The following is a 24,027-nucleotide window of genomic DNA, read 5'->3' on the forward strand; positions in this document are numbered from 1 at the left end:
ATCATAGCTCTGCCGCGTCATCACAGGAGAGCAGTCATGAATACCCTCATCACCTCAGCCTTTCTCGCCGTCATCGGCAGCGCGCCGGTGCCTGCCGCCCAGGCCGGCGAACTCTGGCGCGCCACTGGCCTCGAACAGCCGGAATCGGCGCTGTTCGACGCCGCCAATAACCGCATCATCGTCTCCAACATCGTTGGCAACCCCGGCGAGGCCGACGGCAACGGCTATCTCTCCGTGCTGTCCGTTGACGGCAAGACGGTCACCCAACACTGGACCGACGGCATGGACGCACCCAAGGGCATGGCGATAGCGGGCGGCAAGCTCTATGTCGCCGACATCACGAAAGTCCGCGTCGTCGACCTGGCCAACGGCAAACTCGTCGCCAGCATCGCGGTGCCGAACGCGGTCTTCCTCAACGACATGACATCGGATCAATCCGGCAAGGTCTACGTCACCGATATGCTGGCCGACGCCATCTATCGCATCGACGGCGACCGGCCGGAGCTGTTCGTCAGGGACCCGATGCTGGCGTCGCCGAACGGCGTCTTCGCCGACGGCAACAGGCTGATCGTCGCCTCCTGGGGCAAGGGCATCAAGCCCGACTTCAGCACGGCGGAGCCGGGCGGCCTGCTGTCGGTCGACCTTTCAAGCAAGGTGGTGCCGCCGGGCGCCCAGAAATTCGCCGACCTCGACGGCGTCATTGCCATCGGCGACACCATCTACGCCACCGCCTACATGACCGGCACGCTCTACCGCTATCAAGCCGGCAGCGTGCCGGAATCGGTGGCGCATTTCAAGCCGGGCAGCGCCGACATCGGCACGGATGGGAAGTCGACAATCTATGTGCCGCTGATGAACGAAGGCGAAGTGGCAGCGCTGAAGCTCGACTGAGAGATGTAACCGGTGGCCTGGAGGCGAGCCACAAAACCTTCACCAGCAGTCGTGAGGTGGACCGTCATTCCTCGGCGAGGACCGCCAACCCGCATTGTGCGAAGTTAGGTGCCTCTACGTTCCCTTCACGATCCTCGGCTTAATCGGTCGACGGGATTGAGGCTCGCTCTCTAGGGCCAACCGTTTCTCGTCTTCGATGGCGCGATCAACCGCCTCGATTTCCTCTTGGAGCACCTTCAGCTCGGCTCCGTAGCTGGAGCCGTCGCTGTCCCCGATCTGAAAGCCACTTGCCCGCATTGCGTCGCGAGTATGGTGGACGTTACGGACTCCTTCGCGTCGAGTGGCGACCAGGATTTCCCTGAACTCTCCAAGACGTTCAACGTGACTGCGAGCCATTTGCGTTCTCCTATTTCGTCGTCATCGTCGCTGACGGCGATTCAGCACGGCAAAAACCTACGGCGCAGAAGGTTTAAGCGGCTCTAAGAGATACGCTCGACAGAGCATGAATGCGGAAGCTCAAATTTGAACGTCCTGCATGGCGTGGCGCAATGGCCGCCTTTGCCAATTCCGCCAAAAATCGAAAGTCTGGCGCGTAGAGGCGCTCCACTGCCGACGCATCATGACGCTGGAACAGTGAAGTCATCGCCTTGAGGACCAGCGCCTTGTTGCGCTGCGGGCGATCGTCGAAGATCCGATCCGCGGGCCGAATGACCGAAAATGTCCCGGTCATTCGAATAAACTGACCGCTATGCAGCGTGGCGTGCGAGTGGATCAGACCAAGATCATAGTCTTGAACATTCGTAACTGTCGCACCGTCCCTTTCCTGCCAGCTTACGGCGAAGATACTGTTGCCGGAAGTTCGGATAGGAGACGTCCATTTTCTCAGATCAGCCTGCGGCGCTCGGGACCGGGGTGTTGAGCAGCTGCTGCTCCCACAGAAACGCGATGCCGCTGCCAGCGACATGCTGCTTGAGCACTTCCGTCAACTCCGCGGCGTGCTCGGTCCGGGCCCAGTCGCGCTGCCATTCGGACGCCAGCGCCAGCCAGGTCATCATGTGCGCGCCGGCAGCGATCATGCGTTGGATGGCGACCTCGTGCGCTTCGACCGACGTGCCGCCCGAGGCATCGGTGATGACCGTCACATCCCAACCTTCGCCGAGGGCCTGGATCGCCGGCATCGCGACGCATATCTCGGTCCACAGGCCAGCAATGATCAGCTGCTTGCGGCCCGTCGCCTTGACCGCGTCCACCACCTTCTGGTCCTCCCAGGTGTTGATGAAAGTCCGGTCGATCACCTCCTGGCCGGGGAACACATCCGTGATCTGGGGGAAGATAAGACCGCCCCGATCAGCGATCACGCTGGTCAGGATGGTGGGGACGCCGAAGGCCTTAGCGGCCTTCGCCAGAGCCGTCGAATTGTTGACTACCATCTGCGGATCGTGGCTGTTCAGGTTCGCGAGCTGATAAGGCTGGTGGTCGATCAGAACGAGCACGGAGTCTTCGGGACGAAGAAGCGAGGCAAGGCCGTTACGAAAGGTCATGATTATCCTTTGGTGCTGTTGTGAGTGAGGTTGGTTTGCTGAGAGGTATGCGCCGCCCGCGCATTGCCTGGATGGAAACTGGCATTCCTATTCATGATACGGTAGTGCTTCTTCGTGCACCGCTGTGTCGCGGAATGGGGAACGCTGAATTGGATATCGAAGAGCTGCAGACATTCGTGGAAGTTGCTGATGCCGGGGGCGTTTCGCCCGCCGCGCGCCGGCTCGGCGTATCCAAGTCGATTGTCAGTCGGCGGCTTTTCCGGCTTGAAGCGGAGCTTGGCGTCCAGCTTCTCGCACGAACCACCCGTGGCGCCGCTCTCACGGAAGCCGGAGTTGCGTTTCGAGACCATGCAGCCAAAGTCGTCGCGGAAATCGAAATGGCCAAGGAAACGATCCTGCCCGCCGGTGATCTTCGCGGCCGTCTGCGAGTTGCCGTGCCGCTTTCCGTCGGCCCCACTCAATTTGCTCCCGTGCTCGCGGAAATGGCGCGACGCCACCCGCAACTCCACATCCATACCGCCTATAGTGATCGCTTCGTTGATCTCATCTCGGAGGGTTTTGATTGTTCAATCCGGGTTGGGTATCTTCCGGACTCCAACCTGATCGCAAGACGCGTCGGGCCGGTCCATGGGAAGTTCGTCGCTAGCCCGGACTATATTAAAGCGCATGGTTCCCCTGAGACGCCGCGGGAACTCGTCGCCCATCAGGCCCTCATGCAGGGAACCGAAGCCTGGCAACTCATGGATGGCGACAAGATCACCACGGTTAAACCGCAGGGGCGCTTCAAGGCCGACAACGGCACAGCCCTCGCTGCCGCCGCGGCGGCAGGTCTCGGCATCGCTTGGCTTCCCGATTGCCTCATCGACGAGTATGTGGCCTCCGGCGCGCTTGTTCCGTTGATGACACGCCATCCACCACCTCCGGCAGGCATATATGTCATCCGTCCATCAGGTCAGTATCCGGCACGGAAGGTAAGAGTCCTTACCGAACTGCTGATCGAGTGTTTCGAGCAGGCTCCGCACGTTGCGTGAGCTGTCCGTAAGAATGGTCCATCGACCATGATTGTCTGAATTACGAAAGGCACATCTGATATCACCGTTCGCAGTCCTGCGCTGACAAAGTGGCCACCGACCGGCAAATCCTGATTGCTACTGCGTCTCAGGTTTCGCTTTTCAACTGCGCACGTGCGTCGCGGATCGAGGCGGCATAGGTCACCAGGGGACGCTTGACGCCGTGGTTGATCAGCATGCGCCGGATCTGCGGCGCGGCACCTGATATGATGAAGCGGACGCCGGCGCGCTTCGCCTTGTGGGCGGCGCCCTCGATGACATTGGCCGCCGTCGAATCGAAGAAGGGTACGGCCGAACAGTCGAGGATGAAGTTCTTACGCTGGTCGGCGATGCGGTCGAGCACGGTGCCGACGGTCGACGCGGCGCCGAAGAAGAAGGCGCCCGAGATGCGGTAGACGACGGTGTCGGCGTCGGTCGCCTCGCTGGCATCGTAGGCGTTGCTGCTGTCGGCGACATCCTCCTGCACCAGCGGCTGATCGACCTCGACCGCAATGCTCTTGGACATGCGGTCGATGAACAGGATCGACCCCAGCACGAAGCCGACGACGATCCCTTCGGTGAGGTCGCGGAAGACGACGATCAGGAAGGTTGCCATCAGCACCAGCGCATCGCCGCGCGAAGCGCGCAACAGGGTGGCGAAGGCCTGTTTTTCAAACATGTTCCAGCAGACGACCGCCAGCACGCCGGCAAGGGCGGCGAGTGGGATGTAGCTGGCCAGCGGTGCCGCCACGAGCATGAAGACGAGCAGGAACAGCGAATGCAGCATGCCCGAGATCGGCCCATGTGCGCCGGCCCGCACATTGGTCGCCGTGCGGGCGATGGTGCCTGTGGCGCAGATGCCGCCGAACAGGGCGGACGCGATGTTGGCGAAGCCTTGCGCCACCAGTTCGCAGTTGGAACGATGCCGCCGGCCCGTCATGCCATCGGCGACAACCGCCGACAGCAGCGATTCGATCGCGCCGAGCAGCGCAAAGGCGACGCCGTCAGGCAACACGGCGATCGCCTTGTCGAGGCTGAGCGCCGGCAGTGCCGGAAACGGCAGGCTGCGCGGAATGCCGCCGTAACGCGTGCCGATCGTTTCCGCCGGCAGCGCCAGCAGCGCCACCACCAGCGAGGCCAGGCCGACGGCGATCAGCATGCCCGGCCAGCCCGGCCGCCAGCGCTTCACCGTGACAATGGTAACGATGGTCAGCACCGCCACCAGCGTCGCCGAGATGTTGAGCGTGCCGGCCGCCTCACCGACCGCGATCAACTTCGGCACCAGCGGTCCCGGCTCCTTGCCGGCAAGCTTCAGCCCGAACAGTTCGACGATCTGTCCCGAGAAGATGATGATCGAGATGCCGGCGGTGAAGCCGACCGTCACCGGATAGGGTATGAATTTGATGTAGGTGCCGAGACGGAGGTAGCCGATGGCGAGCAGGAAGACCCCTGCCATCATCGTCGCCAGCAGCAGCCCGTCGACACCTTCGCGCTGAACCGTTGCCGCCACCAGCACGATGAAGGCGCCGGCGGGTCCGCCGATCTGGAAACGGCTGCCGCCAAGCGCCGAGACGATGAAGCCGCCGACGATGGCGGTGAACAGGCCGCGCTCCGGCGTCACCCCCGACGCGATGGCGATCGCCATCGATAGCGGCAGTGCGACGATGGCGACGGTCAGGCCGGCCATGAAGTCGGCCTTGAACTGCGGCAGGCGGTAACCTTCGCGCCAGACCGTCACCAGTTTCGGCGTGAACAATTCGGAAAATGTCGGCCTTGCCGGATGATGGCTTGCCGGATGGCTCTGGTCCATGAATGTGCCTTCCGCTCCGTGACGGCGGCGGGATCGTCGGCAGGATCGTCGGCGGTCGCGTCGCGACTTATGTGTGCCGACTCGGGTTGCGGGAGAGGCTTAGCGCGGCACGGTTTGCTTGAGGCGCACGCCCCTGCCACCGCGCTCGCTGGCCTGGTTCTCGCCGATCAATTCCACCCCGGCCTCGTCGAGTGCCTGGATGACCTTCATCAGCGTATCGACCACGCCCCTGACCACACCGTCGCTCGCTTCCATGCGTTGGATGGTCGGAAGCGAGACCCCGGCGCGCTCGGCGAGCGTCTTTTGATCGATGCCGGCCAGCGCCCTTGCGGCGCGCATCTGCGCGGCAGTGATCATCGGCCAAAACCCCCGTCTGAGTCTGCGGTATCAACGTATAGTACAGTCATGGTGATGTTTCAACCATCATAATGTATATATGAAACATGTACCCTCTCGGGAAACCGGATGGCGGGGTCAAGACAGGCATGCTAGGCTGGTCATTGCCGGGAAGATATCGACGCAGCCTTCCCTTTTCAGCATCGATCGGGGTGAGCAGTTGAAGATTTCCAGGGCTTGGATGACATCGGCAGCCTTGCTGTCGGCGGTTTTGCTGTTGGCGGGTTGCGGGCACGGGTTGATCAACCGGCTGATCTAATCTTCAGTCTGGCTGTCGCCGTCCGGGCGCTGCCCGCGCCATCGCTGCCACACGCGGGCAGCGAGCCAGCAAAGCATCGCCCAGACAAAGCCGGCGCACCAGCCGGCCAGCACGTCCGACGGCCAGTGCACACCGAGATAGATGCGGCTGATGCCAACCAGCAGCGTCGTCAGCACCGCCAGCGACAGCACATAGATCTTCGTCGTTCGACCGGGCAGGAAGCGTGCCGCCAGCGCGCCGAGCGTCAGATAGGTCACCGCCGACAGCATGGCGTGGCCGCTCGGAAAAGACAGCGTCGTTTCGTTGACGAGATGCGAGACGAGTTCGGGGCGCGGCCGGTCGATGCCGGCTTTCAGCAGGCTCGATAGCACCTGACCCCCGGCCACCGCCACGAAGATGAAAAGGGCGGTCGCCGGCCTGCGGATAAGCAGGAGATAGACGATTACCGCCGTCACGATCAGCACCAGCACGCTGCCGCTGCCAAGGCTTGTGATGTCGCGCATCGCCCCCTGCAGCCATAGCGGGCCGATTGGGCTGTCAGGGCGCCCCGCCTGGCGGAAGGCGAGCAGGATCTCGGTGTCGAAAGCGTGCGGCGTGGTGGCGCGCGCCATCTCCATCAGCTCCTCGAAGCCCCACAGGCCGGCGGCGATCGCCAGGCCGGCCAGCAGCACCGGGAATTCAACCCGGTTGAGCAAAGCGTTCGCGGCGTTCTTCATCGGCAATTTGCCCGTTACAGCCTGCCTTGCAGATAGGGTCCGAGCGTGATCAGCGCCACTGCGGCGATCGCCAGCATGATGCCGGTCGCCTGCAGCGCGTTGACGCGCTCGCCGAAGAAGACCAGTGCCACGACGTTCACCGAGACCAGCTGGATGACGGCAGACAGGCTGAACGACACCGACATGCCGAATTCGCGGATCAGCCGCAGCATGATCAAATTGCCCAGCGAATAGAGCGCCAGCGTCAGCGCGATCTTGCCAAGGCTCGGCGCCAGGCCCCATTGCTTGGCGGCTGTCGCGGCCAGCAGGAAAATGACCGTCGAAAAGCCGAGCTGCAGCAATCCTGAAAAACTCAACGCTCCGTCCCCTCTCGAAGCGGCTCCAGCCGCGTGTGTCGCGGACGTTGTTTCCGAAGCGCGCCGGGACGTCAAGCGCTCTCCCAAACGAAGCTCTTGGCAATGGCATGACGGAGGCTCAATGTGTGTAATCGCCCAGCCTGTCGATTGAAGGGCGGTCAGGGGTTCATGATTCGTATTCTTCAGAACTTGACGCGACGCTGGAGCGAGCTTTCCCTTGCCCTGCAGTTCGTCGTTGCCGGCGGCTTTGGCCTGCTGGCCGTCATGCTGGTGGTGGGCGCCTGGGTGACGGCGCAAATCAGGGACGGCGTCATCCGCAATTCGGCCGCCACGACGGCGCTCTATGTCGACAGCGTGATTGCGCCACTGCTTCCCGACTTGCGCAAGGAGCAGGAACTCAGCGAATCCGTCAAGCAGGCGCTGGACGAGACGCTGGGCCAGGGCGCGCTCGGCAAGCGCCTCGAATCGTTCGTGCTCTGGCGCCGCGACGGGACGGTTCTCTACGCGAAGGAGACGGCCCTGATTGGCCGCCGCTTCGCTCCGAGCGACAATCTGCGTTCCGCCTTCGAAGGTAATGTCGTCGCTGAATTCAATACATTCGATGATGATGAACGCGAGGAGAAGGCTACCGGCTTGCCATTGCTGGAGATCTACAATCCCGTGCGCGAGCCCTGGTCGGGCGAGGTGGTGGCGGTCACCGAGTTCTATGAGATCGCCGACGATTTCCAGGCTACCCTGGCGTCCGCTCTGTGGTCGAGCTGGCTGATCGTGGCCGGCGCGACCCTGGCGGCATTCCTGCTCCTGTCGGGCATCGTCCTGCGCGGCAGCCGCACCATCGACGACCAGCGTGGGGCGCTGCGCCGCCAGGTGTCGGAGCTGCAGGGTCTGGTGGCGCAAAACAGCGCCTTGCGACTGCGCGTGCAACGGGCCTCTCGCCGCGCCACCGCGCACAACGAAAGATATCTGCGCCGCATCGGCGCCGACCTCCATGACGGCCCGGCCCAACTCGTGGCCCTGGCGGCACTGCGCATGGATAGTCCGATATTTTCCAGCGACAGCCATTCGGGCGAAAGCCGTTCGACCGAGGTCGCGATGATCCGCAAGACGCTGGAGGATGCGATGCGCGAAATACGCGGCATCTGCACCGGCCTTGTGCTGCCGCAGATCGAGACGGCTGCCGCAACCGACATTCTGCGGCTGGCCGTCAAGGAGCACGAGCAGAGGACGGGAACGTCGGTGACGCTGACGCTGGCCGGACAGTTGCCAGAACCGGGCGCTTCCGAGAAGATCAGCATCTATCGTTTCGTTCAGGAAGGGCTGAACAACGCTTATCGCCACGGGCTGGGCAAGGATCAGGCGGTGAGCGCCGGGATGAAAGGTGGCAGGCTTTTTGTCGAAGTGTCGGATGGTGGGCCGGGTTTCGATCCGGCGGCACGGGTCGAGGGCCTCGGGCTCGCCGGCCTCAGGGAGCGGGTTGAAAGCATTGGCGGACAGTTCGAAACCTTGACCGGGCCGCAAGGTACGCGTTTGGTGATCCGTCTGTCGGTCGAGGAGCAAGCATGACTGGGACCATTCGCATCGCCATTGTCGACGATCATCCCCTCTTTCGCGAAGGTGTGACGCGCAGCCTGTCGGAGATCGGAGGCTTCGAGATCGTTGGCGAGGGCGCCACGGCGCAGGATGCCGAACGCCTCGCCGCGACGGTGCGGCCCGACATCTTGCTGCTCGATATCTCCATGCCGGGCGGCGGGCTGACCGCGGTCGCAAGCATCCTAGCCAGCCATCCCGCCCAGAAGATCGTCATGCTGACCGTTTCGGAGGCCAATGCCGATGTGACCAAGGCGCTGAACGCAGGGGTGAATGGCTATGTCCTCAAAGGCGTCGGGTCACGCGGGCTCGCCGACATCCTGCGCAATGTCGCAGCCGGCGAAAGCTATCTCTCGCCGACACTGTCGGCCCGGCTGCTTTCGGATCTCCAGTCCCAGCAGCCGACCGACGGCATGGCGGAACGGCTGCGGCAGCTCACCGAGCGGCAGACGGAAATCCTGCGGCTGGTGGCGGAGGGGCTGAGCAACAAGGAAGTCGCCTTGCGGCTTGAGCTGCAGGAGAAGACCGTCAAGCATCACATGACAGGGGTGCTGTCGAAGCTCAATGTGCGAAACCGCACCGAAGCGGCCTTGATGATGCGTGAGTGGCGCGACCGCGACAGACCTTCCTAGTCTAGAATTGCTCCAGGCCAGGTCCGGGGAAAATGCGCAGCGGTTTCCCGTCCCGGATTGCGCAAAAGCGCGTCGCGCCTCGGGACTGCAGCCATTGCGCCGAAAACCGGAACGCCGCCGAAAACGAGGTCACCTCCGCCGGGGGGCGGCGGAGGTGACGTGCAAAGCTGACCATTGCCTGTTGGCCAGCTTCACAAGGCCTTGAGACGATTGGCATCGGCCGGCGTGGCCTGACGGTCGATGATCGTGCGACCGAGCGCGTCCTTCATGCTGAAACGACCGTTTTCGAGCTTTTCCGTTATGCCGTCGGGGTGCCGGACCGTGATCTTGTTGCCGGTCACGTCGACCTTGTCACCGGTCTTTGCATTGACATGGCTGCCGCTCTTACCCTGATTGGATCCTGATTTGCCGTTGTTGCCGTTATTGCCATTCCCATTTCCGTTGCCGCTATTGCCGCTGTTCCCGCTATTGCCTCCGCCGGAACTGCCGCCGTTACCGTTTCCACCGCCACTGTTGCCGCCGCCATTGCCACCCTTGCCGGCGTATGCGCTGGCGGTCTGAATGCCGGAAACGGAGCCGTCCAGGACAATTTGGTAGGGCGCGATCGTCAACGCCAGCGCCGCTGCCGATTTGAGCGCCAGCCGGCAACAACGGGTCGTGACCGATCTGTGCATTCTGATCTCCGACGACTGAGCCCGGCGCGCCCCACCCCAACGTTGCAGTGCAACCAACAATTGCCGAAAGACGCGGCGCCCGGAAGCGACCTCCGACCGTTGCGGTTGTCAACTAGGACCATTGCAAGCGCAAGGTTGGACTAAAGTCCCAAGCATATGCTACATTAGCTTCGCATGAACGGCGCCGCGACCGCCGTCGCTCAACGGGAGACTGGCTTTCCCGACGCCTGACGACGGCAGACGCCGAACATCAAGTCACCTCCGCCGGGGGCGGCGGAGGTGACTTGTCGAGCTGGCCCTTGATCCGTTGTTTGCAAACGACTGATGTCAGCGCGTTGCGGGATGCGCGGCGAAACATGCCGCCGAAGATTTCCTTCATCGAAATTCTGGAGCAGTTCCACGGTCTCCGGGGAATGCTTAGCCAGGGCTGCGCGCAATGCCTGTCGTGTCTGAAAAGGTTTTCCCGATGTCACGAAAATGTGACCCGGCGATTATAAGGGGGTCAAACAGGTACCCACGCTCCAGCCAATCCAAAAGCCAGAGGCAAGCCACCATGACTGACCTTCGCTCCCCCGACACCCGATTCCGCACCAGCCTGCTCGAGGAAAACGACGGCCCGGCCGTCAACGCTTCCGACAACCGCACCATGGGCGAGATCGTCGCGGCGCGGTTCTCGCGTCGCGGCTTCCTCAAGGGTTCGCTGGCTGTCTCGGCCATCGCCGCCACCGTCAGCCCGCTGGCGCTGATCAGCGCCGACGAGGCCCGGGCAGCGGAAGGCTCGGCCTTCATTTTCGACGAACTCCAGGCCGGCATCGACGACAAGCACCATGTCGCGCCGGGTTACGATGCCGATGTCTTGCTGCGCTGGGGCGATCCGCTGTTTGCCGATTCGCCCGACTTCGACCCGACGAAACAGTCGGCCGAGGCCCAGGCGAAACAGTTCGGCTACAACAACGATTATGTCGGCTACATCCCGATCGACGGCTCGGCCGAACATGGCCTGCTGGTGGTCAACCACGAATACACCAATCCGCATCTGATGTTCCCGGGCATCGTGAAGATCGTCGAAAAGGACGGCAAGAAGTCGGCAGAAGTCGCACCCCTCTCGAAGGAGCAGGTCGATGTCGAGATGGCCGCCCATGGCGGCACCATCGTCGAGATCCGCAAGGATAGTGGCAAATGGCAGGTGGTGCGCGACGGCAAGCTCAACCGCCGCATCACCTCCAACACCGAAATGGCGCTGTCCGGTCCGGTCGCCGGCCATGACCGCGTCAAGACCAATGCCGATCCGTCCGGCACCAAGGTGTTCGGCACGTTCAACAATTGCGCCGGCGGCGTCACGCCCTGGGGCACCTATGTGATGGCCGAGGAGAACATCCATGGCTATTTTTCCGGCGAGCTGCCGGAAGGCCACAAGGAAGCCGCGAACTACAAGCGTCTCGGCATTCCCGAAGGCGCCTATGAATGGGCGGCGCATTACGAGCGTTTCGACCTCGCCAAGGAACCCAATGAGGCCAACCGCTTCGGCTGGATCGTCGAGGTCGATGTCAATGACCCGACCTCGACGCCGAGGAAGCGCACCGCCATGGGCCGCTTCAAGCATGAGGGCGCCGAATCGATTGTCGCCAGGGACGGCCGCGTCGTCTTCTATCTCGGTGACGACGAGCGCTTCGACTATGTCTACAAGTTCGTGACCAAGGCCGCGTTCAATCCCAACGACAATGCCGCCAACAAGGACCTGCTCGATGAGGGCACGCTGCATGTCGCCAAGTTCGCCGAAGATGGCACGGTCGAATGGCTGCCGATCGTCTTCGGCCAGGGGCCGCTGACGGCCGAAAACGGTTTTGCCAGCCAGGCCGACGTGCTGATCGAGACGCGCCGCGCCGCCGACCTGCTCGGTGCCACCAAGATGGACCGCCCCGAAGACATCCAGCCCAATGCCGTCAACGGCAAGGTCTATGTCATGCTGACCAACAATTCGAAACGCAAGGCCGACCAGGTCGACGCCGCCAATCCGCGCGCCGAAAACGCCTTCGGCCACATCATCGAGATCGCCGAGGACGGCGGTGATTTCACTGCCGCCAAGGGCAAGTGGGAAGTGCTGCTGAAATGCGGCGATCCGGCGGTTGCCGATGTCGGCGCCACCTTCTCGACGGCGACGACGGCCAATGGCTGGTTCGGCATGCCCGACAATTGCGCGGTCGATTCGGCCGGGCGTCTCTGGGTCGCGACCGACGGCCAGGGCCCGAAAGCCACCGGCCGCACCGATGGCTTGTGGGCGGTCGACACGGAAGGGGCGGCGCGGGCGACCTCGAAACTGTTCTTCCGCGTGCCGATCGGCGCCGAAATGTGCGGCCCGCTGTTTGCGCCCGACGACCAGACCGCCTTCGTCGCCGTCCAGCATCCGGGCGACGGCGGCGAGGATTGGGAAGGCTTCGGCCGTCCGTCCTACTATGAGGATCTGTCGACGCGCTGGCCCGACTTCAAGCCCGACATGCCGGTGCGGCCGTCGGTGGTCGCCATCACCAGACAGGGCGGCGGCAAGATCGCGGTCTGATTGCCCACCAGCATGGGGTGCAGCGGGGCAGAATTTGCACCGCTGCTGTGCCTTGAAGCCGCGGCATGGATCCCTTGGGCTGCGGAGCAGCTCCAGGGGTCCGCGCCGCGTCGCTTCGCTCCTTGCTCCGCCTCAGGACGACGAGGCGACGGGGTGAAGCCGGTCAAGCCTCGGGAAAGATTGGCAATTTAAACGTGGCGCCCTAGATCTTTATCAGGAGATCGCCATGTCGAAGTCCGTCTATGACCGTGGCTTGCTCAAGCCAGCCGATATCGCCAAGCTGCAGCGCGTGTTCGACGAGGCCTGCCGGCGGCGCGAGGCCCATGCCGATTCCGCCGAAGCGCGGGAAATCGCTCTTAACCTGCTCGCCCTGCACAATGCCGGCATGGTGGAAGAGGACATGCTGATGGAAGCCGTCGGTTTCCGGCGGCTGGAACCGAAATCAGCGTAATGCGCTGGGTTGGTGCGAGGCCGACCCTGCAATCCGTTTGGCGATCGCCTTGGCCAGGATACCGGCATTGGCGAAGCAGCCGCGAATGCTTGGCCGCATGCCGGTGAACCACAGACCGGGCAATTTGGGATCGGCTTCGCCACCGTTGAAGAGCGGGACGCCCTTGGCGTCGAGCACGCCAAGCTTGCCTACCATGGGCTCCAGCCCGGTGCGGTAGCCTGTCGCGGCAATGACGATGTCGGGATCGATCAGGCTGCCATTGGCCAGGATCACGCCGTCACGGGTGAATTCCCGTATGCCGGGCACGACGGTGATCTTGCCGGCCTTGATGGCGCTGACGGCGCCGTCGTCGGCGGCGATCGCGGTGTAGTCCGAGGTCAGGCGGCTGGCGCCGCCCGCAGGCGCGGGCGGCAGGCCGAATTTGGTCAGGTCGCCGAAAACCAGGCGCTGCGTTGCCGCCATCACCGCATCGGCGACCCGCAAGGGCAGGCGCGCCATGAACGGCGAAAGCCGGTGCACGGCGATCTTGGCAATCCGCTTGGGCAGCAGGGCGGGGCCGCTGCGGGCCGACAGCCAGATGGCGGCCGTGTCTATGCCGGCCAGATGATTGAGCGCGTCGAAGCCCGAATTGCCGGCGCCGACGACCAGCACTTTCTGGCCCGCATAGTCCTGCGCGTCGCCGAAATCCGCCGAATGGATGATGCGCCCGACGAAATCCTTCATGCCTTTCCATTCAGGAATGAAGGGCTGCCTGTCGCGGCCGGTGGCGATGACGACATTGCGGGCCAAGCGCGGTCCGGCGCTGGTGCGCAATGCCCAATGATCGCCCATGAAGGTGATCTCTTCGACCGCGACGCCAAACTGTACCGGCAGCCGGTTCTCCTTCTGGAAATCATTCATGTGACGGATGACGACCATCCTTTGCGGAAAGGCAGGCGTGCCAGGCGGAAAGGCGAGACCAGGCAGCGAAGACAGATCGCGATGGGTGTTGAGATGCAATTGCTGGTGCCGCCGGTGCCATGGCTCGGCCAGCCGGCTTTCCTGTTCCAGGATCGCCGTCGGCACGCCGGCGTTCATCAAGGCGTGCGCGACCGCCAGCCCGGCAGCACCGGCGCCGACGACGATTGCTGGCTCGACCGTGGTCGGCAGATCCGCAACCGATCTGATTGTCGTATCAGTCATTCACTCGAATCCCATTCGACCGTCCTGCCACAATGCTCGCAGGACGCTGTAACCGTTTGATCCCGCGCAGGACCCATATTGCAAACCGCTGCCGATTTTCGAGCCATGCGATTTCCAGCCATCCGCCGGGCCGTGGTTGCGCTCTATATGGCATATGCGCGATATCAACGGTAATCAGGTCGCGGCAATGTGATTGATTCGAGGCTCTGGGTGGCTGGCGGGTCTCGATTATCCCCCACGCGCATGCCCGAAATCGAGTCCGATTTTCGAGTCGTGCGCAGAATCAAAGTGTTACAGCACCTCGGCGCGTCCTGGACGGCCGGCGCTGTAGGCGGCACGCGGAATCTCGACCATGCCCTCCTTGCGGTTCTATTTCGACAAGATCCTTGAGGCCGCCGCGCCCGAGGTCGAGCGGCAGGCGCTGACCCATGTCGAACGGCTGGCACTGGTGCGCCGCTATGGCGACTTCTCGCTCGCCTATTCCACCGCCGTGCAAGGCAAGCTTTCCTATTTCGGCGACGCCGACGGCTACATCGCCTTCGGCACCAAGATGAAGCACCATTTCGCGCTCGGCGACCCGGTAGCGGCTCCGGCACGTCGGGCCGATTACATCAGACGTTTCGCCGAGACTGCCGGCAGCCCGTGGTTCGTGCAGATCGGCGAGGAGACCGCACGCGTGCTGGCCGGACTGGGCTACAAGGTCAATCGCCTCGGCATCGACACCCGCCTCGCCCTGCCGGAGCATGATTTTTCCGGGAAGCGCAACGAGACCGTGCGCTACTCCGAGCGCTGGCTGCTGAAGAAGGGCTTTTCATTCGAAGAGGACAAGCGCACGATCTATCTCGACGAGATCGCCCGGCTTTCGGAAAACTGGCGTGGCGACCGCATCGTCAAGCGCTGGGAGATGGGCTTTCTCAACCGCAACTTTGCCGACCATCTCGGCACCGACATGCGCCGCTTCGTGCTGCACGGGCCCGACGGCGAACTGGTCGCTTTGCTCGACTTCGACCCGCTGTGTCGCGACGGCAGGGTCATCGGCTACACGACCGCCTTCAAGCGCAAGCATATCGATGCCTCGCCGCATGCCGAGATCGGCCTGACCAAATTCGCCGTCGACCGGTTTCGCGAAGAGGGCATCTCGGTGGTCACGCTCGGCCTGTCGCCGATGCTCGATATCGGGCCAAGCGGATTTGCTGAAAGCGATTTCTGGCGCAATGCCTTCCAGCGCGCCTACTCTTCGCCCTGGGTCAACCGCCGCAGGTTCAACCTGCAGGGCCAGGCGGCGTTCAAACGCCGCTTCCACGGTGTGGAAGAGCCGGTCTACATCGCCTTCCGCAAGGGGACCTATATCGAGATGCTGGGGCTGCTGCGGTTGATCAAGGCCATTTGAGGTGCTCGCAGAACTTGGGTTCCTCGCTCCCTGCGGAGCGGGGCAGAGGTGGCCAGGTCCTGTCAGCGTCAGTTGCGCAGCCGATACCCTGTCCTGAAGATCCAGGCGACGATGGTTATGCAGACCAGCAGGAAGACGACCGTCATGCCGAGGCTGACGCCGACCGAGACGTCGGACTTGCCGTAGAAGCTCCAGCGGAAACCGCTGATCAGATAGACGACCGGATTGAACAGCGTGATCGTGCGCCAGATCTCGGGCAGCATGTTGATCGAATAGAAGCTGCCGCCGAGGAAGGTCAGCGGCGTGATGATCAGCAGCGGCACCAGTTGCAGCTGCTCGAAGCTCTTGGCCCAGATGCCGATGATGAAGCCGAACAGGCTGAAGGTCACCGCCGTCAGCACCAGGAAGGCGAGCATCCAGAACGGGTGCAGGATGGTGAGCGGCACGAACAGCGAGGCGGTGGCCAGGATGATCAGGCCGAGGATGATCGACTTGGTCGCGGCACCGCCGACATAGGCGATGACGATCTCCAGATAGGAGACCGGCGCCGACAGAAGCTCGTAGATCGAGCCGACGAATTTCGGAAAATAGATGGCAAAGGAGGCGTTGGAGATCGACTGCGTCAACAGCGACAGCATGATCAGACCCGGCACGATGAAGGCGCCGTAGCTGATGCCGTCGATCTCGGTGATGCGTGAGCCGATGGCCGAGCCGAAGACGACGAAATACAGCGACGTCGAGATGACCGGCGAGACGATGCTCTGCAGCACGGTGCGGAAAGCGCGCGCCATTTCCATCCGGTAGATCGCCCATACTGCGCGAAGGTTCATGGCTCCCTCCTCACCAGATTGACGAAAATCTCCTCGAGCGAAGAGTTTTGCGTGTCGATATCGCGGAACTGGATGCCGCCGGCCTCGAGGTCGCGCATCAACGAGGCGACGCCGGGCCTCTCGGCCTGGTTGTCATAGGTGTAGGTCAGCTGCCCGCCATCCGGCGACAGGTCCAGCGCATAGCGCGAGAACGCCTCGGGAATGGCCGTCAGCGGATTGCGCAGCTCCAGCACCAGCCGCTTGCGGCCGAGCTTGCGCATCAGTTCGGCCTTGTTCTCGACCAGGATGATCTCGCCGCGATTGATGACGCCGACGCGGTCGGCCATCGCCTCGGCTTCCTCGATATAGTGCGTGGTGAGGATGATGGTGACGCCGTCCTCGCGCAGCCGGCGCACCATGGCCCACATGTCCTGGCGCAGCTCGACGTCGACGCCGGCGGTCGGCTCGTCGAGGAACAGGATGCGCGGCTCATGTGACAGCGCCTTGGCGATCATCAGCCGGCGCTTCATGCCGCCCGACAGGGTGATCGCCTTGGCGTCTTTCTTGTCCCACAGCGACAGGTCGCGCAGCACCTTCTCGACAAAGCCGGGGTTGGCCGGCTTTCCGAACAGGCCACGGCTGTAATTGACCGTCGCCCAGACGCTCTCGAAGGCGTCGATGGTCAGTTCCTGCGGCACCAGTCCGATCAGGCTGCGCGCGGCGCGATAATCCTTGTTGATGTCGTGGCCGTCGACGGTGACGGTGCCCGACGAGCGGTTGACGATGCCGCAGACGATCGAGATCAGCGTCGTCTTGCCGGCGCCATTGGGCCCAAGCAGCGCGAAGATCTCGCCGCGCTGAATGTCGAGATTGACTTCCTTGAGCGCGGTAAAACCGGTGGCGTAGGTCTTGGAGACCCCGGAAATGGACAGGATGGAAGGCATGGATGAAAACGGCTGCCTGAAAGAGGTCCCCTGATATAGGCCGAATGTCGGTGCATGCAACCGCAAGTCAATGCCCTGCTGACAGTTCTCGACAATCGTTGTGGGTCGGCCGTTGCAGGTTCGATGCCGCTCCGATGGATCCCCAATCTGCGCGCGAGTGGAAAGGCGGGCGGGATCAGGCTTGCCGCCTCTCCAGCGTGAACACGGTGCGCCTTGTGCTGTCGTCCTCGGCCCATGCCTGTTCGACATCGGCCAGCGGCACCGGTGTGGTGGCGATTTGGAGGCCGGCCGGCACGGCGGCGCGCAGCAAGTCGCCGGCGCAGGCGATGAAGCGGTCGAGCGGGATGCTGCCAATGCCGCTGCCCATCAAGGCAATCGCCGACGACCGAAGCACGGCGCTCGGCAGATTTATGTCCGAGCCGCTGACGGAGCCTATCTGGACGAAGCGGATCGGCACCGCGTCGGCGGCGGCCTTGGCGGCGGCGATCAGCAGGCGCTCGGCGCTGTTGCCCCAGAGGTAATCGATGACGACGTCCACCCCCTCGGCGAACTGTCGCTTGAAACTTGCCTCCAGAGCCGCTTCGTCCTCGACCAGCGGGATGGTCACATCCGCCCCGAGTGCCGAGACCGCGTCGAGTGCAGCGGCATTGCGAGCGGTGGCGATGATTTTCCTTGCCCCGAGATGCCTGGCGATCTGGACGGCGAGACGGCCCGCCGTGCCGGTGGCGCCATTGATCAGCACGGTTTCGCCTGAATTGAGCTTCGCCCGTTCGGTATAGGCCGCCCATGACGACATGCCGGGATTGGCGATTGCCGCGGCGGTGATGTCATCCAGATCATCGGGCAGCGCAACACAGTGCGCCGCCGGAACAACCGTTCGTTCCGCCATGCTACCATTGGGCGCCCTGGGCAAAGCGAAATAGACCCTTGAGCCGTCATCGAGCCGGCCGACACCGTCGATGCCGACGACGAAGGGGAAATGGCCCGAAGAACTGTAATGGGCACCCGAGGCGCGGCCCTTGACAACATGGCTGATGGCGGCGGCGGTGACCTCGATGCGGCTCTCGCCTGCTGCGGCGGCCGGTTCAGGGAAATCGCCATGGATTGGCGTTTGCCCGGCGCTTGAAACAATCGCGGCCTTCATGATGTTTTTCTTTCTGAGTCCTGAGTTGCGTGTATAATGCACATATATGGAGTCGCCACATGCCGTCAACAAATAAAGTGCAAAATACACATATCGCCACCCAGCTGCGGCAGTTGCACGGGTCTGTGCTCGATATCGTTGGCCTGATGAACCGGCCACAGCGCGACGAGCTGCTGATCGAAGCAGCCGGCATTCCGCTCGATCGGGCGCTGTTTCCGCTGCTGGTCGGTATTGAGCGTTTCGGGCCGATCGGCGTCGTCGAAATGGCCGACCGTGTCGGACGCGATTACACCACCGTCAGCCGGCAGGTCGCCAAGCTGGAGAGTCTGGGCCTTGTCCAGCGCCGGCCGAGTGCCGCCGACCGGCGCGTGCGCGAGGCCGTCATCAGTCCGAAGGGCAAGGCGATGACCGATCTCGTCGATGCGGCGCGTGAAAAAATCGGATGCGCCATCTTCGAGACCTGGGAGGCGCACGACATAGAGGAACTGGTGCGGCTGATGCGCAAGTTCGCGGACGCACTTGGCGACGCGCCGGAGACCAGCCCGTAGGCCTGGGATGCGCGGCATGCAACCGGCAAAATTGTCCTGTGGCGTTCAGCCTCGCGGCAGGACGCCACTTTGACCCAACGGCGCTACAGGCCTATTCTTACCTCATTAGAAGCAGCCGGAGCCCACCATGGACCCGCTCATCCTGTCGCGCATGCAATTCGGCGCGAATATTTCGTTCCATATATTGTTTCCGACGATCACCATTGCGCTGGGTTGGGTGCTGCTGTTCTTCAAGCTGCGCTATAACGCGACCAACGATTCCGCCTGGATGCGCGCCTATTTCACATGGGTGAAGGTGTTCGCGCTGTCCTTTGCCATGGGCGTGGTTTCGGGCGTCACCATGAGCTTCCAGTTCGGCACCAACTGGCCGGGCTACATGGAAAAGGTCGGCAACATAGCCGGGCCGCTGCTGGCCTACGAGATCCTCACCGCCTTCTTCCTCGAAGCGGCCTTCCTCGGCATCATGCTGTTCGGCTTCCGCCGCGTCTCCAACCGCATCCACACCCTGGCGACGGTGCTTGTCGCCGGCGGCACCACCGTCTCGGCCTTCTGGATCATCGCGCTCAATTCCTGGATGCAGACGCCGGCCGGCTTCGAGATGCGCGACGGCGTCGCACACGCCGTCGACTGGTGGGCCATCATCTTCAACCCGTCGATGCCCTACAGGCTGACCCCCATGCTGCTGGCCTCCGGGCTCACGGTGTCGTTCCTGATCGCCGGTCTGTCGGCGCTGCGCTATCTCACCGGCGACCGTTCGGAATCGATGTGGAAGGCGCTGCGCACCGGCGTCTTCACCGCGGCGATCCTGATCCCGATCCAGATCTTTGCCGGCGACCAGCATGGGCTGAACACGCTGGAGCACCAGCCGCAGAAGATCGCCGCCATGGAGGCCAACTGGAACACCGGCCCCAACGTGCCGCTGGTGCTTTTTGCGGTCCCCGACGAGGCGGCCCGCGAAAACAAATTCGAGATCGCCATTCCCGACGGCGCCAGCCTTATCCTGCGGCACAGCACCAGCGGGGTCGTGCCGGGGCTGAACGATTATCCCGGCAACCATCCGCCGGTCTTTCCGGTGTTCTGGGGTTTCCGCATCATGGTCGGCACAGGCATACTGATGCTGCTCGTCTCATGGTCGGCGGCCTTCTTCCTCAAGCGCCGGCACGGCCTGCCGAAGCCGCTGGCCATGCTGATGGTGCCGATGGCGCTGTCGGGCTGGCTGGCGACGCTGGCCGGCTGGTACACCACCGAAATCGGCCGCCAGCCCTGGCTGGTGACGGGCGTGCTGAAAACCGCCGACGCGGTCGGCCCGGTGGCCGGCAGCCATGTCGCGCTGACGCTCGCCACATACCTCGTTCTGTATGTGCTGTTGCTGATCGCCTATCTCGGCGTGCTGGTGCACCTGGCGCTGAAGGCGGCGAAGGACGGCGATTCATCGCCGCTGCCGGGCGTCATGAACGCCGCCATGTCGCAGCCGGCGGCTGGCGAGTAGGAGAAGAAAATGAGCTTCGACTGGCCAACCGCGCTCCCCTTGATCTTTGCCGGCCTGATGGGCCTCGCCATCCTGATCTACGTCATTCTCGACGGTTTCGATCTCGGCATCGGCATCCTGTTCGCCGCCGCCGAAGATGCCGAACAGGATACGATGATCGCGGCAATAGGCCCGTTCTGGGACGCCAACGAAACCTGGCTGGTGCTGGCCGTCGGCCTGCTACTGGTCGCTTTCCCGATGGCGCATGGCGTCATCCTGACCGCGCTCTACATTCCGGTGTTCGTGCTTCTGGTCGGGCTGATCCTGCGCGGCGTCGCCTTCGATTTCCGCGCCAAGGTGCCGACCGAGCGAAAGCACCGCTGGAACCGTATTTTCTTCCTCGGCTCGCTCATCGCCTCGCTGGCGCAGGGCTATATGCTGGGCGTTTATGTGCTCGGCCTCGATGTCGGCCTCGGCGGCATGGCGTTCGGCGTGCTGGTGGCGTTCTGCCTTGCCGCCGCCTACGCGGCGATGGGCGCGGCCTGGGTCATCTACAAGACCGAGGGCGAGCTGCAGAAGAAAGCGGTGCGCTGGCTTCGCACCGCGCTGGTGCTGACCGCGCTCGGCATGGCGGCGGTGTCGCTGGCGACGCCCTTCGCCAGCCCGCGCATCTTCGACAAATGGTTCGTCTGGCCGGAGATGCTTTATCTGTCGCCGCTGCCGATCCTGTCGGCGCTTTTGTTCCTGTGGCTGTGGCGGCAGACCTTTCACCTGCCAAAGCCCGACGACCGCCATTCACTGACGCCGTTCCTGACGCTGGCCGCCATCTTCGCGCTCGGCTTTGCCGGTTTGGCCTGGTCGTTCTACCCGTTCGTGGTGCCGGATCGCCTGACCATCTGGCAGGCGGCCTCGGCGCCGGAAAGCCTGGCCATCATCCTGGCCGGCACCGTGATCGTGCTGCCGATCATCATCTTCTATTCCTTCTATGCCTACCGGGTGTTCGGCGGCAAGGCGACGGATCTGACGTATGATTGAGGGGGTCAGGTGGGGGTGGCTGCAGCTACCGTGCCTTCGTCATCCTAGGGCGAAGCAAGGAGCGAAGCGACGCAGCGCAGACCCTAGGATGACGAACGGACGGGCGTCGGCGCACTTCGCACACCCTACGCCCGCTTATCGCGCTCAGCTCAATTGCTCGCCGACAGCACCAGCACCGGCTTCTCGCTGTAGAGCGCCGGGAACAGCGCCTTGAGGTTCGCCACCTTGGGCAGGTCGTTGTAGACGATGTAGGGATAGGTCGGGTTCAGCGTCAGGAAATCCTGATGATAATTCTCGGCCGGATAGAAGGTCTTGCCGGTTTCCAGCGTGGTGACGATCGGCTCCGGGAACACCTTGGCCTTGTCGAGCTGGGCGATGTAGCTCTGCGCGATCTTCTTCTGTGCATCGTTTTCGGCAAAGATCGTCGAGCGGTACTGGGTGCCGGAGTCCGGACCCTGGAAATTCAGCTGGGTCGGGTTGTGGGCGACCGAGAAATAGACCTGCAGCAGCTGGCCGTAGGTCACCTTGGACGGATCGTAGGTGATCTCGACGGATTCGGCATGCCCGGTGCGGCCTGAGCCGACCGTCTCGTAGACGGCGTCATCCTTGGCGCCGCCGGTGTAGCCGGAGACGGCCTTGCTGACGCCCTTGACGTGCTGGAACACGCCCTGCACGCCCCAGAAACAACCGCCGGCGAAGATTGCCTTTTCAGTGCCGGCAGAAGCCTTTTCATCCAGTGCCGGCGGCGGAATCCTCACCGCGTCCTCGGCCGAAACCGCCGGCGTCAGCCAGAAGGCGGCGCCCGCGGCCGCCAGCGCAAGCGCGGCGAGCGCGCTGCGGAAGACGTGCGACGATTGTCTGGTGACTGGTTTTTGAATGTCGGTCATGGCTTGAGCTCCTGTGACGTCCATCATGTGGAGTCTATTGGATAAGATACGATCATGCGACGGGCGAGTTGCGGCCGAAGCCTCACTTTCACGTGCATCCGGCTTCGGACCCGCGGGACCGAAGCCGGAAACAGCACCACCTTTACTTGGCCGGAGCCATCGCATCTACTTGGCCGGAGCCATCGCATCCGTTGCCGGCTTCATGGCGTCGGCGGCCGGCTTCATCGAATTGGTGGCCATCGGGTCGGCCGGCTTCATGGCATCGGTTGCAGGCTTCATCGCATCCGCGGCCGGTTTCATGGCATTTGCAGCCGGCTTCATCGCATTGGTCGCGTCGTCGGCACGGGCGATGCCGCCGGCAAACAGCGCCGTCGAGCACAGAGCGAGAGCGAGCGCCGGCAGCGTCAGGCGGGAAGTGGTCATGATGGTCTCCTTGAGGTTGGTCGTTGAAGGCGCGTCCTCTTGACGGCCGTGCTATGCGCCCGCCGCGCCATGCGGCGTTGCGCAATCTCTTGCCGAAGCGCGATCTAGTCGGTCGCGGCAGCCAGGATCGGTCCGCCACCGGGCGACTGCACGAGCACGGCGGTGCTCAGGCCGCCGGATGCGGTGGGCAGCGGATATGTCGCGGCCGCGCCGGTCCAGCTGCCGAGGTTTTTGAGCGCATGCACGACATTGGCGTGCGGCAAGGTGCGGCCGGTATTTTCGCCGCGCGCCACCGGGACCTCGACGACGCCCTTGGCATAGCGCACCAGCCAGACATCGGCGTGGCCGCCAGGCGTGGCGCCGGCGCCGATGCTGATCTTGCCGCCATCGAGGGACAATGCCGGGCCGCCCGTCCGGCCGCTCACCGAGATCAGCTTTTCGATCTCGCCGGGTGCCGCGCCGACGACATCGGCATGGCCGTTGACCACCACTTGCGGCGTGAACGGCCCGTCATGGCCGAGCGCCGGCTCGTAACTGACCTGGCGCCGGGTGAATTCCTGTTTTCCGAAAATATCCTTCCAGCCGAGATAGTCCCAATAGGTGACGTTGAACGACAGCGCCAGCACGCCGGGCTGGTCCTTGACCTTGATCAGATTGGCGTTGGCCGGCGGGCAGGACGAGCAGCCCTGGCTGGTGAACAGCTCGACCACGCTGAGCGGCTGGGCGGCGGCCGCACCGAGCGACACTGCCAGCGCAATCGCCGAGAGGCTGGACACTTTGATGAACGTGCAGGATCGCGACATCGGCTTGCTCCGTGGGCGGCGGCGCCTGGATGCACCGCTTGATATCCCCACTTCGCCGCCGCTTGCTGCTTCGTTACAGCGCTCACCGGTTCGTGATCGTTCTGGAGATTCCCTTTGGAAGCTGGCGGGACAGCACCCCCCTCTGGCCTGCCGGCCATCTCCCCCGCAAGGGCAGGGGAATCGCAGATAAGTTGATTGGCACTTGCCAAGCAGGAAAAGAGGGATTCTTGAGAGGCTTTCTCGTTGCAGAGGAGGCCGCAGTGCCGTTTGTTATGTCTATCCTGCGAGAGGTTCGTGATCCGCGCGATATCAATGCGCGGCATAATCTTGCTGAACTTCTGTTCCTGGCGCTTGCAGCGACACTGTGCGGTGCCAAAAGCTGTGTGGACATTGCTGAATTCGTGGAGGGCCGGGAAGACGAGTTGAAAGAGATCGTCGAGCTGAAGCATGGGTGTCCGAGCCACGACACCTTCAG

At 63.3% G+C, this 24,027-nt stretch carries 26 protein-coding genes; 11 read left to right on the plus strand and 15 right to left on the minus strand.

What is annotated here, in order from left to right; all coding sequences use genetic code 11:
• The first annotated feature begins 36 nt into the window (after positions 1-36).
• Positions 37-891, plus strand: a complete 855-nt coding sequence (locus tag EOA16_RS29150; protein WP_127261234.1) for an ATP/GTP-binding protein — start codon at positions 37-39, stop codon at positions 889-891.
• A gap of 114 nt (positions 892-1,005) precedes the next feature.
• Here the strand turns inward: EOA16_RS29150 and EOA16_RS29155 are convergent, their stop codons facing one another.
• The 3 genes from EOA16_RS29155 to EOA16_RS29165 all read right to left on the minus strand — a co-directional run bounded on the left by EOA16_RS29155 (position 1,006) and on the right by EOA16_RS29165 (position 2,432).
• Positions 1,006-1,287, minus strand: a complete 282-nt coding sequence (locus EOA16_RS29155; protein WP_127261235.1) for a hypothetical protein — start codon at positions 1,285-1,287, stop codon at positions 1,006-1,008.
• A gap of 73 nt (positions 1,288-1,360) precedes the next feature.
• Positions 1,361-1,621 carry a hypothetical protein gene (locus EOA16_RS29160; protein WP_127261236.1) on the minus strand — a complete coding sequence of 87 codons (261 nt, stop codon included), beginning with the start codon at positions 1,619-1,621 and terminating at the stop codon, positions 1,361-1,363.
• 157 nt (positions 1,622-1,778) lie between these two features.
• Positions 1,779-2,432 (minus strand): hydrolase, encoded by a 654-nt coding sequence (locus tag EOA16_RS29165; RefSeq protein WP_127261237.1) that lies wholly within the window; start codon positions 2,430-2,432, stop codon positions 1,779-1,781.
• Between the two features lie 149 nt (positions 2,433-2,581).
• Between EOA16_RS29165 and EOA16_RS29170 the strand changes: the two genes are divergently transcribed.
• On the plus strand, positions 2,582-3,463 hold the full coding sequence (locus tag EOA16_RS29170; RefSeq protein ID WP_127261238.1) for a LysR family transcriptional regulator: 882 nt from the start codon (positions 2,582-2,584) through the stop codon (positions 3,461-3,463).
• 127 nt (positions 3,464-3,590) lie between these two features.
• On the opposite strand, the gene EOA16_RS29175 is transcribed toward EOA16_RS29170, so the two are convergent.
• The 4 genes from EOA16_RS29175 to EOA16_RS29190 form a co-directional block, all read right to left on the minus strand.
• Positions 3,591-5,291: a SulP family inorganic anion transporter gene (locus tag EOA16_RS29175; RefSeq protein ID WP_127261239.1), complete on the minus strand. Its 1,701-nt coding sequence runs from the start codon at positions 5,289-5,291 to the stop codon at positions 3,591-3,593.
• Positions 5,292-5,390: 99 nt separating this feature from the next.
• Positions 5,391-5,648 (minus strand): helix-turn-helix transcriptional regulator, encoded by a 258-nt coding sequence (locus tag EOA16_RS29180; RefSeq protein WP_027040307.1) that lies wholly within the window; start codon positions 5,646-5,648, stop codon positions 5,391-5,393.
• Positions 5,649-5,942: 294 nt separating this feature from the next.
• A complete protein-coding gene (locus EOA16_RS29185; RefSeq protein WP_127261240.1) occupies positions 5,943-6,662 on the minus strand; it encodes a phosphatase PAP2 family protein in 720 nt (239 codons plus the stop codon).
• A 14-nt stretch (positions 6,663-6,676) separates the two neighbouring features.
• Positions 6,677-7,018, minus strand: coding sequence for a hypothetical protein (locus EOA16_RS29190; protein ID WP_013528672.1), 342 nt, complete (start codon positions 7,016-7,018; stop codon positions 6,677-6,679).
• A 168-nt stretch (positions 7,019-7,186) separates the two neighbouring features.
• Here EOA16_RS29190 and EOA16_RS29195 point away from each other — a divergent pair, with 168 nt between their 5' ends.
• Positions 7,187-8,581 (plus strand): sensor histidine kinase, encoded by a 1,395-nt coding sequence (locus tag EOA16_RS29195; protein WP_127261241.1) that lies wholly within the window; start codon positions 7,187-7,189, stop codon positions 8,579-8,581.
• The gene (locus EOA16_RS29200) at positions 8,578-9,237 is read left to right on the plus strand and encodes a response regulator transcription factor (RefSeq protein ID WP_127261242.1); all 660 of its coding nucleotides are present in this window, start codon (positions 8,578-8,580) and stop codon (positions 9,235-9,237) included. The genes EOA16_RS29195 and EOA16_RS29200 overlap by 4 nt, the downstream gene beginning before the upstream one ends.
• Before the next feature lie 191 nt (positions 9,238-9,428).
• Here the strand turns inward: EOA16_RS29200 and EOA16_RS29205 are convergent, their stop codons facing one another.
• A complete protein-coding gene (locus EOA16_RS29205) occupies positions 9,429-9,911 on the minus strand; it encodes a hypothetical protein (protein WP_127261243.1) in 483 nt (160 codons plus the stop codon).
• Positions 9,912-10,464: 553 nt separating this feature from the next.
• Between EOA16_RS29205 and EOA16_RS29210 the strand changes: the two genes are divergently transcribed.
• Together EOA16_RS29210 and EOA16_RS29215 are read left to right on the plus strand one after the other, a co-directional pair.
• Positions 10,465-12,468, plus strand: coding sequence for a PhoX family phosphatase (locus tag EOA16_RS29210; RefSeq protein ID WP_127261244.1), 2,004 nt, complete (start codon positions 10,465-10,467; stop codon positions 12,466-12,468).
• A 226-nt stretch (positions 12,469-12,694) separates the two neighbouring features.
• Positions 12,695-12,919: a hypothetical protein gene (locus tag EOA16_RS29215; RefSeq protein WP_127261245.1), complete on the plus strand. Its 225-nt coding sequence runs from the start codon at positions 12,695-12,697 to the stop codon at positions 12,917-12,919.
• On the opposite strand, the gene EOA16_RS29220 is transcribed toward EOA16_RS29215, so the two are convergent.
• Entirely contained in the window at positions 12,911-14,101 is a 1,191-nt protein-coding gene (locus EOA16_RS29220; protein ID WP_127261246.1) for an NAD(P)/FAD-dependent oxidoreductase, read from the minus strand. The genes EOA16_RS29215 and EOA16_RS29220 overlap by 9 nt on opposite strands.
• A 352-nt stretch (positions 14,102-14,453) precedes the next feature.
• On the opposite strand from EOA16_RS29220, the gene EOA16_RS29225 reads away from it, so the two are divergent.
• Positions 14,454-15,491 (plus strand): phosphatidylglycerol lysyltransferase domain-containing protein, encoded by a 1,038-nt coding sequence (locus tag EOA16_RS29225; protein ID WP_127261247.1) that lies wholly within the window; start codon positions 14,454-14,456, stop codon positions 15,489-15,491.
• Between the two features lie 68 nt (positions 15,492-15,559).
• Here EOA16_RS29225 and EOA16_RS29230 read toward each other — a convergent pair whose 3' ends face one another.
• The 3 genes from EOA16_RS29230 to EOA16_RS29240 all read right to left on the minus strand — a co-directional run bounded on the left by EOA16_RS29230 (position 15,560) and on the right by EOA16_RS29240 (position 18,388).
• Entirely contained in the window at positions 15,560-16,321 is a 762-nt protein-coding gene (locus EOA16_RS29230) for an ABC transporter permease (RefSeq protein ID WP_127261248.1), read from the minus strand.
• Positions 16,318-17,244: an ABC transporter ATP-binding protein gene (locus tag EOA16_RS29235; RefSeq protein ID WP_127261249.1), complete on the minus strand. Its 927-nt coding sequence runs from the start codon at positions 17,242-17,244 to the stop codon at positions 16,318-16,320. The genes EOA16_RS29230 and EOA16_RS29235 overlap by 4 nt, the downstream gene beginning before the upstream one ends.
• A 175-nt stretch (positions 17,245-17,419) precedes the next feature.
• The gene (locus EOA16_RS29240) at positions 17,420-18,388 is read right to left on the minus strand and encodes a zinc-binding alcohol dehydrogenase family protein (RefSeq protein ID WP_127261250.1); all 969 of its coding nucleotides are present in this window, start codon (positions 18,386-18,388) and stop codon (positions 17,420-17,422) included.
• A gap of 59 nt (positions 18,389-18,447) precedes the next feature.
• Between EOA16_RS29240 and EOA16_RS29245 the strand changes: the two genes are divergently transcribed.
• The 3 genes from EOA16_RS29245 to EOA16_RS29255 all read left to right on the plus strand — a co-directional run bounded on the left by EOA16_RS29245 (position 18,448) and on the right by EOA16_RS29255 (position 21,439).
• Positions 18,448-18,936, plus strand: a complete 489-nt coding sequence (locus EOA16_RS29245; RefSeq protein WP_127261251.1) for a MarR family winged helix-turn-helix transcriptional regulator — start codon at positions 18,448-18,450, stop codon at positions 18,934-18,936.
• Positions 18,937-19,063: 127 nt separating this feature from the next.
• Positions 19,064-20,425, plus strand: a complete 1,362-nt coding sequence (locus EOA16_RS29250; RefSeq protein WP_127261252.1) for a cytochrome ubiquinol oxidase subunit I — start codon at positions 19,064-19,066, stop codon at positions 20,423-20,425.
• A 9-nt stretch (positions 20,426-20,434) separates the two neighbouring features.
• Positions 20,435-21,439, plus strand: coding sequence for a cytochrome d ubiquinol oxidase subunit II (locus tag EOA16_RS29255; RefSeq protein WP_127261253.1), 1,005 nt, complete (start codon positions 20,435-20,437; stop codon positions 21,437-21,439).
• 149 nt (positions 21,440-21,588) lie between these two features.
• Here EOA16_RS29255 and msrA read toward each other — a convergent pair whose 3' ends face one another.
• The 3 genes from msrA to EOA16_RS29270 form a co-directional block, all read right to left on the minus strand.
• Positions 21,589-22,326 (minus strand): peptide-methionine (S)-S-oxide reductase MsrA, encoded by a 738-nt coding sequence (gene msrA, locus EOA16_RS29260; RefSeq protein ID WP_127261254.1) that lies wholly within the window; start codon positions 22,324-22,326, stop codon positions 21,589-21,591.
• A gap of 165 nt (positions 22,327-22,491) precedes the next feature.
• Entirely contained in the window at positions 22,492-22,749 is a 258-nt protein-coding gene (locus tag EOA16_RS29265) for a hypothetical protein (protein ID WP_127261255.1), read from the minus strand.
• Between the two features lie 104 nt (positions 22,750-22,853).
• Entirely contained in the window at positions 22,854-23,552 is a 699-nt protein-coding gene (locus EOA16_RS29270) for a DUF1223 domain-containing protein (RefSeq protein ID WP_127261256.1), read from the minus strand.
• A gap of 29 nt (positions 23,553-23,581) precedes the next feature.
• Here EOA16_RS29270 and EOA16_RS33395 point away from each other — a divergent pair.
• A partial coding sequence (locus EOA16_RS33395; RefSeq protein ID WP_245456047.1) for a transposase family protein occupies positions 23,582-24,027 on the plus strand: 446 nt, incomplete at its 3' end.

The organism is Mesorhizobium sp. M7A.F.Ca.US.008.03.1.1, from assembly GCF_003997495.1.
Classification (GTDB): domain Bacteria; phylum Pseudomonadota; class Alphaproteobacteria; order Rhizobiales; family Rhizobiaceae; genus Mesorhizobium.

Coding starts and splice junctions, on each gene's coding strand:
- EOA16_RS29150 (WP_127261234.1), top strand. CDS start 37: ATGAATACCCTCATCACCTCAGCCTTTCTCGCCGTCATCGGCAGCGCG.
- EOA16_RS29155 (WP_127261235.1), bottom strand. CDS start 1,287: ATGGCTCGCAGTCACGTTGAACGTCTTGGAGAGTTCAGGGAAATCCTG.
- EOA16_RS29160 (WP_127261236.1), bottom strand. CDS start 1,621: ATGACCGGGACATTTTCGGTCATTCGGCCCGCGGATCGGATCTTCGAC.
- EOA16_RS29165 (WP_127261237.1), bottom strand. CDS start 2,432: ATGACCTTTCGTAACGGCCTTGCCTCGCTTCTTCGTCCCGAAGACTCC.
- EOA16_RS29175 (WP_127261239.1), bottom strand. CDS start 5,291: ATGGACCAGAGCCATCCGGCAAGCCATCATCCGGCAAGGCCGACATTT.
- EOA16_RS29180 (WP_027040307.1), bottom strand. CDS start 5,648: ATGATCACTGCCGCGCAGATGCGCGCCGCAAGGGCGCTGGCCGGCATC.
- EOA16_RS29185 (WP_127261240.1), bottom strand. CDS start 6,662: ATGAAGAACGCCGCGAACGCTTTGCTCAACCGGGTTGAATTCCCGGTG.
- EOA16_RS29195 (WP_127261241.1), top strand. CDS start 7,187: ATGATTCGTATTCTTCAGAACTTGACGCGACGCTGGAGCGAGCTTTCC.
- EOA16_RS29200 (WP_127261242.1), top strand. CDS start 8,578: ATGACTGGGACCATTCGCATCGCCATTGTCGACGATCATCCCCTCTTT.
- EOA16_RS29205 (WP_127261243.1), bottom strand. CDS start 9,911: ATGCACAGATCGGTCACGACCCGTTGTTGCCGGCTGGCGCTCAAATCG.
- EOA16_RS29210 (WP_127261244.1), top strand. CDS start 10,465: ATGACTGACCTTCGCTCCCCCGACACCCGATTCCGCACCAGCCTGCTC.
- EOA16_RS29215 (WP_127261245.1), top strand. CDS start 12,695: ATGTCGAAGTCCGTCTATGACCGTGGCTTGCTCAAGCCAGCCGATATC.
- EOA16_RS29220 (WP_127261246.1), bottom strand. CDS start 14,101: ATGACTGATACGACAATCAGATCGGTTGCGGATCTGCCGACCACGGTC.
- EOA16_RS29225 (WP_127261247.1), top strand. CDS start 14,454: ATGCCCTCCTTGCGGTTCTATTTCGACAAGATCCTTGAGGCCGCCGCG.
- EOA16_RS29230 (WP_127261248.1), bottom strand. CDS start 16,321: ATGAACCTTCGCGCAGTATGGGCGATCTACCGGATGGAAATGGCGCGC.
- EOA16_RS29235 (WP_127261249.1), bottom strand. CDS start 17,244: ATGCCTTCCATCCTGTCCATTTCCGGGGTCTCCAAGACCTACGCCACC.
- EOA16_RS29240 (WP_127261250.1), bottom strand. CDS start 18,388: ATGAAGGCCGCGATTGTTTCAAGCGCCGGGCAAACGCCAATCCATGGC.
- EOA16_RS29245 (WP_127261251.1), top strand. CDS start 18,448: ATGCCGTCAACAAATAAAGTGCAAAATACACATATCGCCACCCAGCTG.
- EOA16_RS29250 (WP_127261252.1), top strand. CDS start 19,064: ATGGACCCGCTCATCCTGTCGCGCATGCAATTCGGCGCGAATATTTCG.
- EOA16_RS29255 (WP_127261253.1), top strand. CDS start 20,435: ATGAGCTTCGACTGGCCAACCGCGCTCCCCTTGATCTTTGCCGGCCTG.
- msrA (WP_127261254.1), bottom strand. CDS start 22,326: ATGACCGACATTCAAAAACCAGTCACCAGACAATCGTCGCACGTCTTC.
- EOA16_RS29265 (WP_127261255.1), bottom strand. CDS start 22,749: ATGACCACTTCCCGCCTGACGCTGCCGGCGCTCGCTCTCGCTCTGTGC.
- EOA16_RS29270 (WP_127261256.1), bottom strand. CDS start 23,552: ATGTCGCGATCCTGCACGTTCATCAAAGTGTCCAGCCTCTCGGCGATT.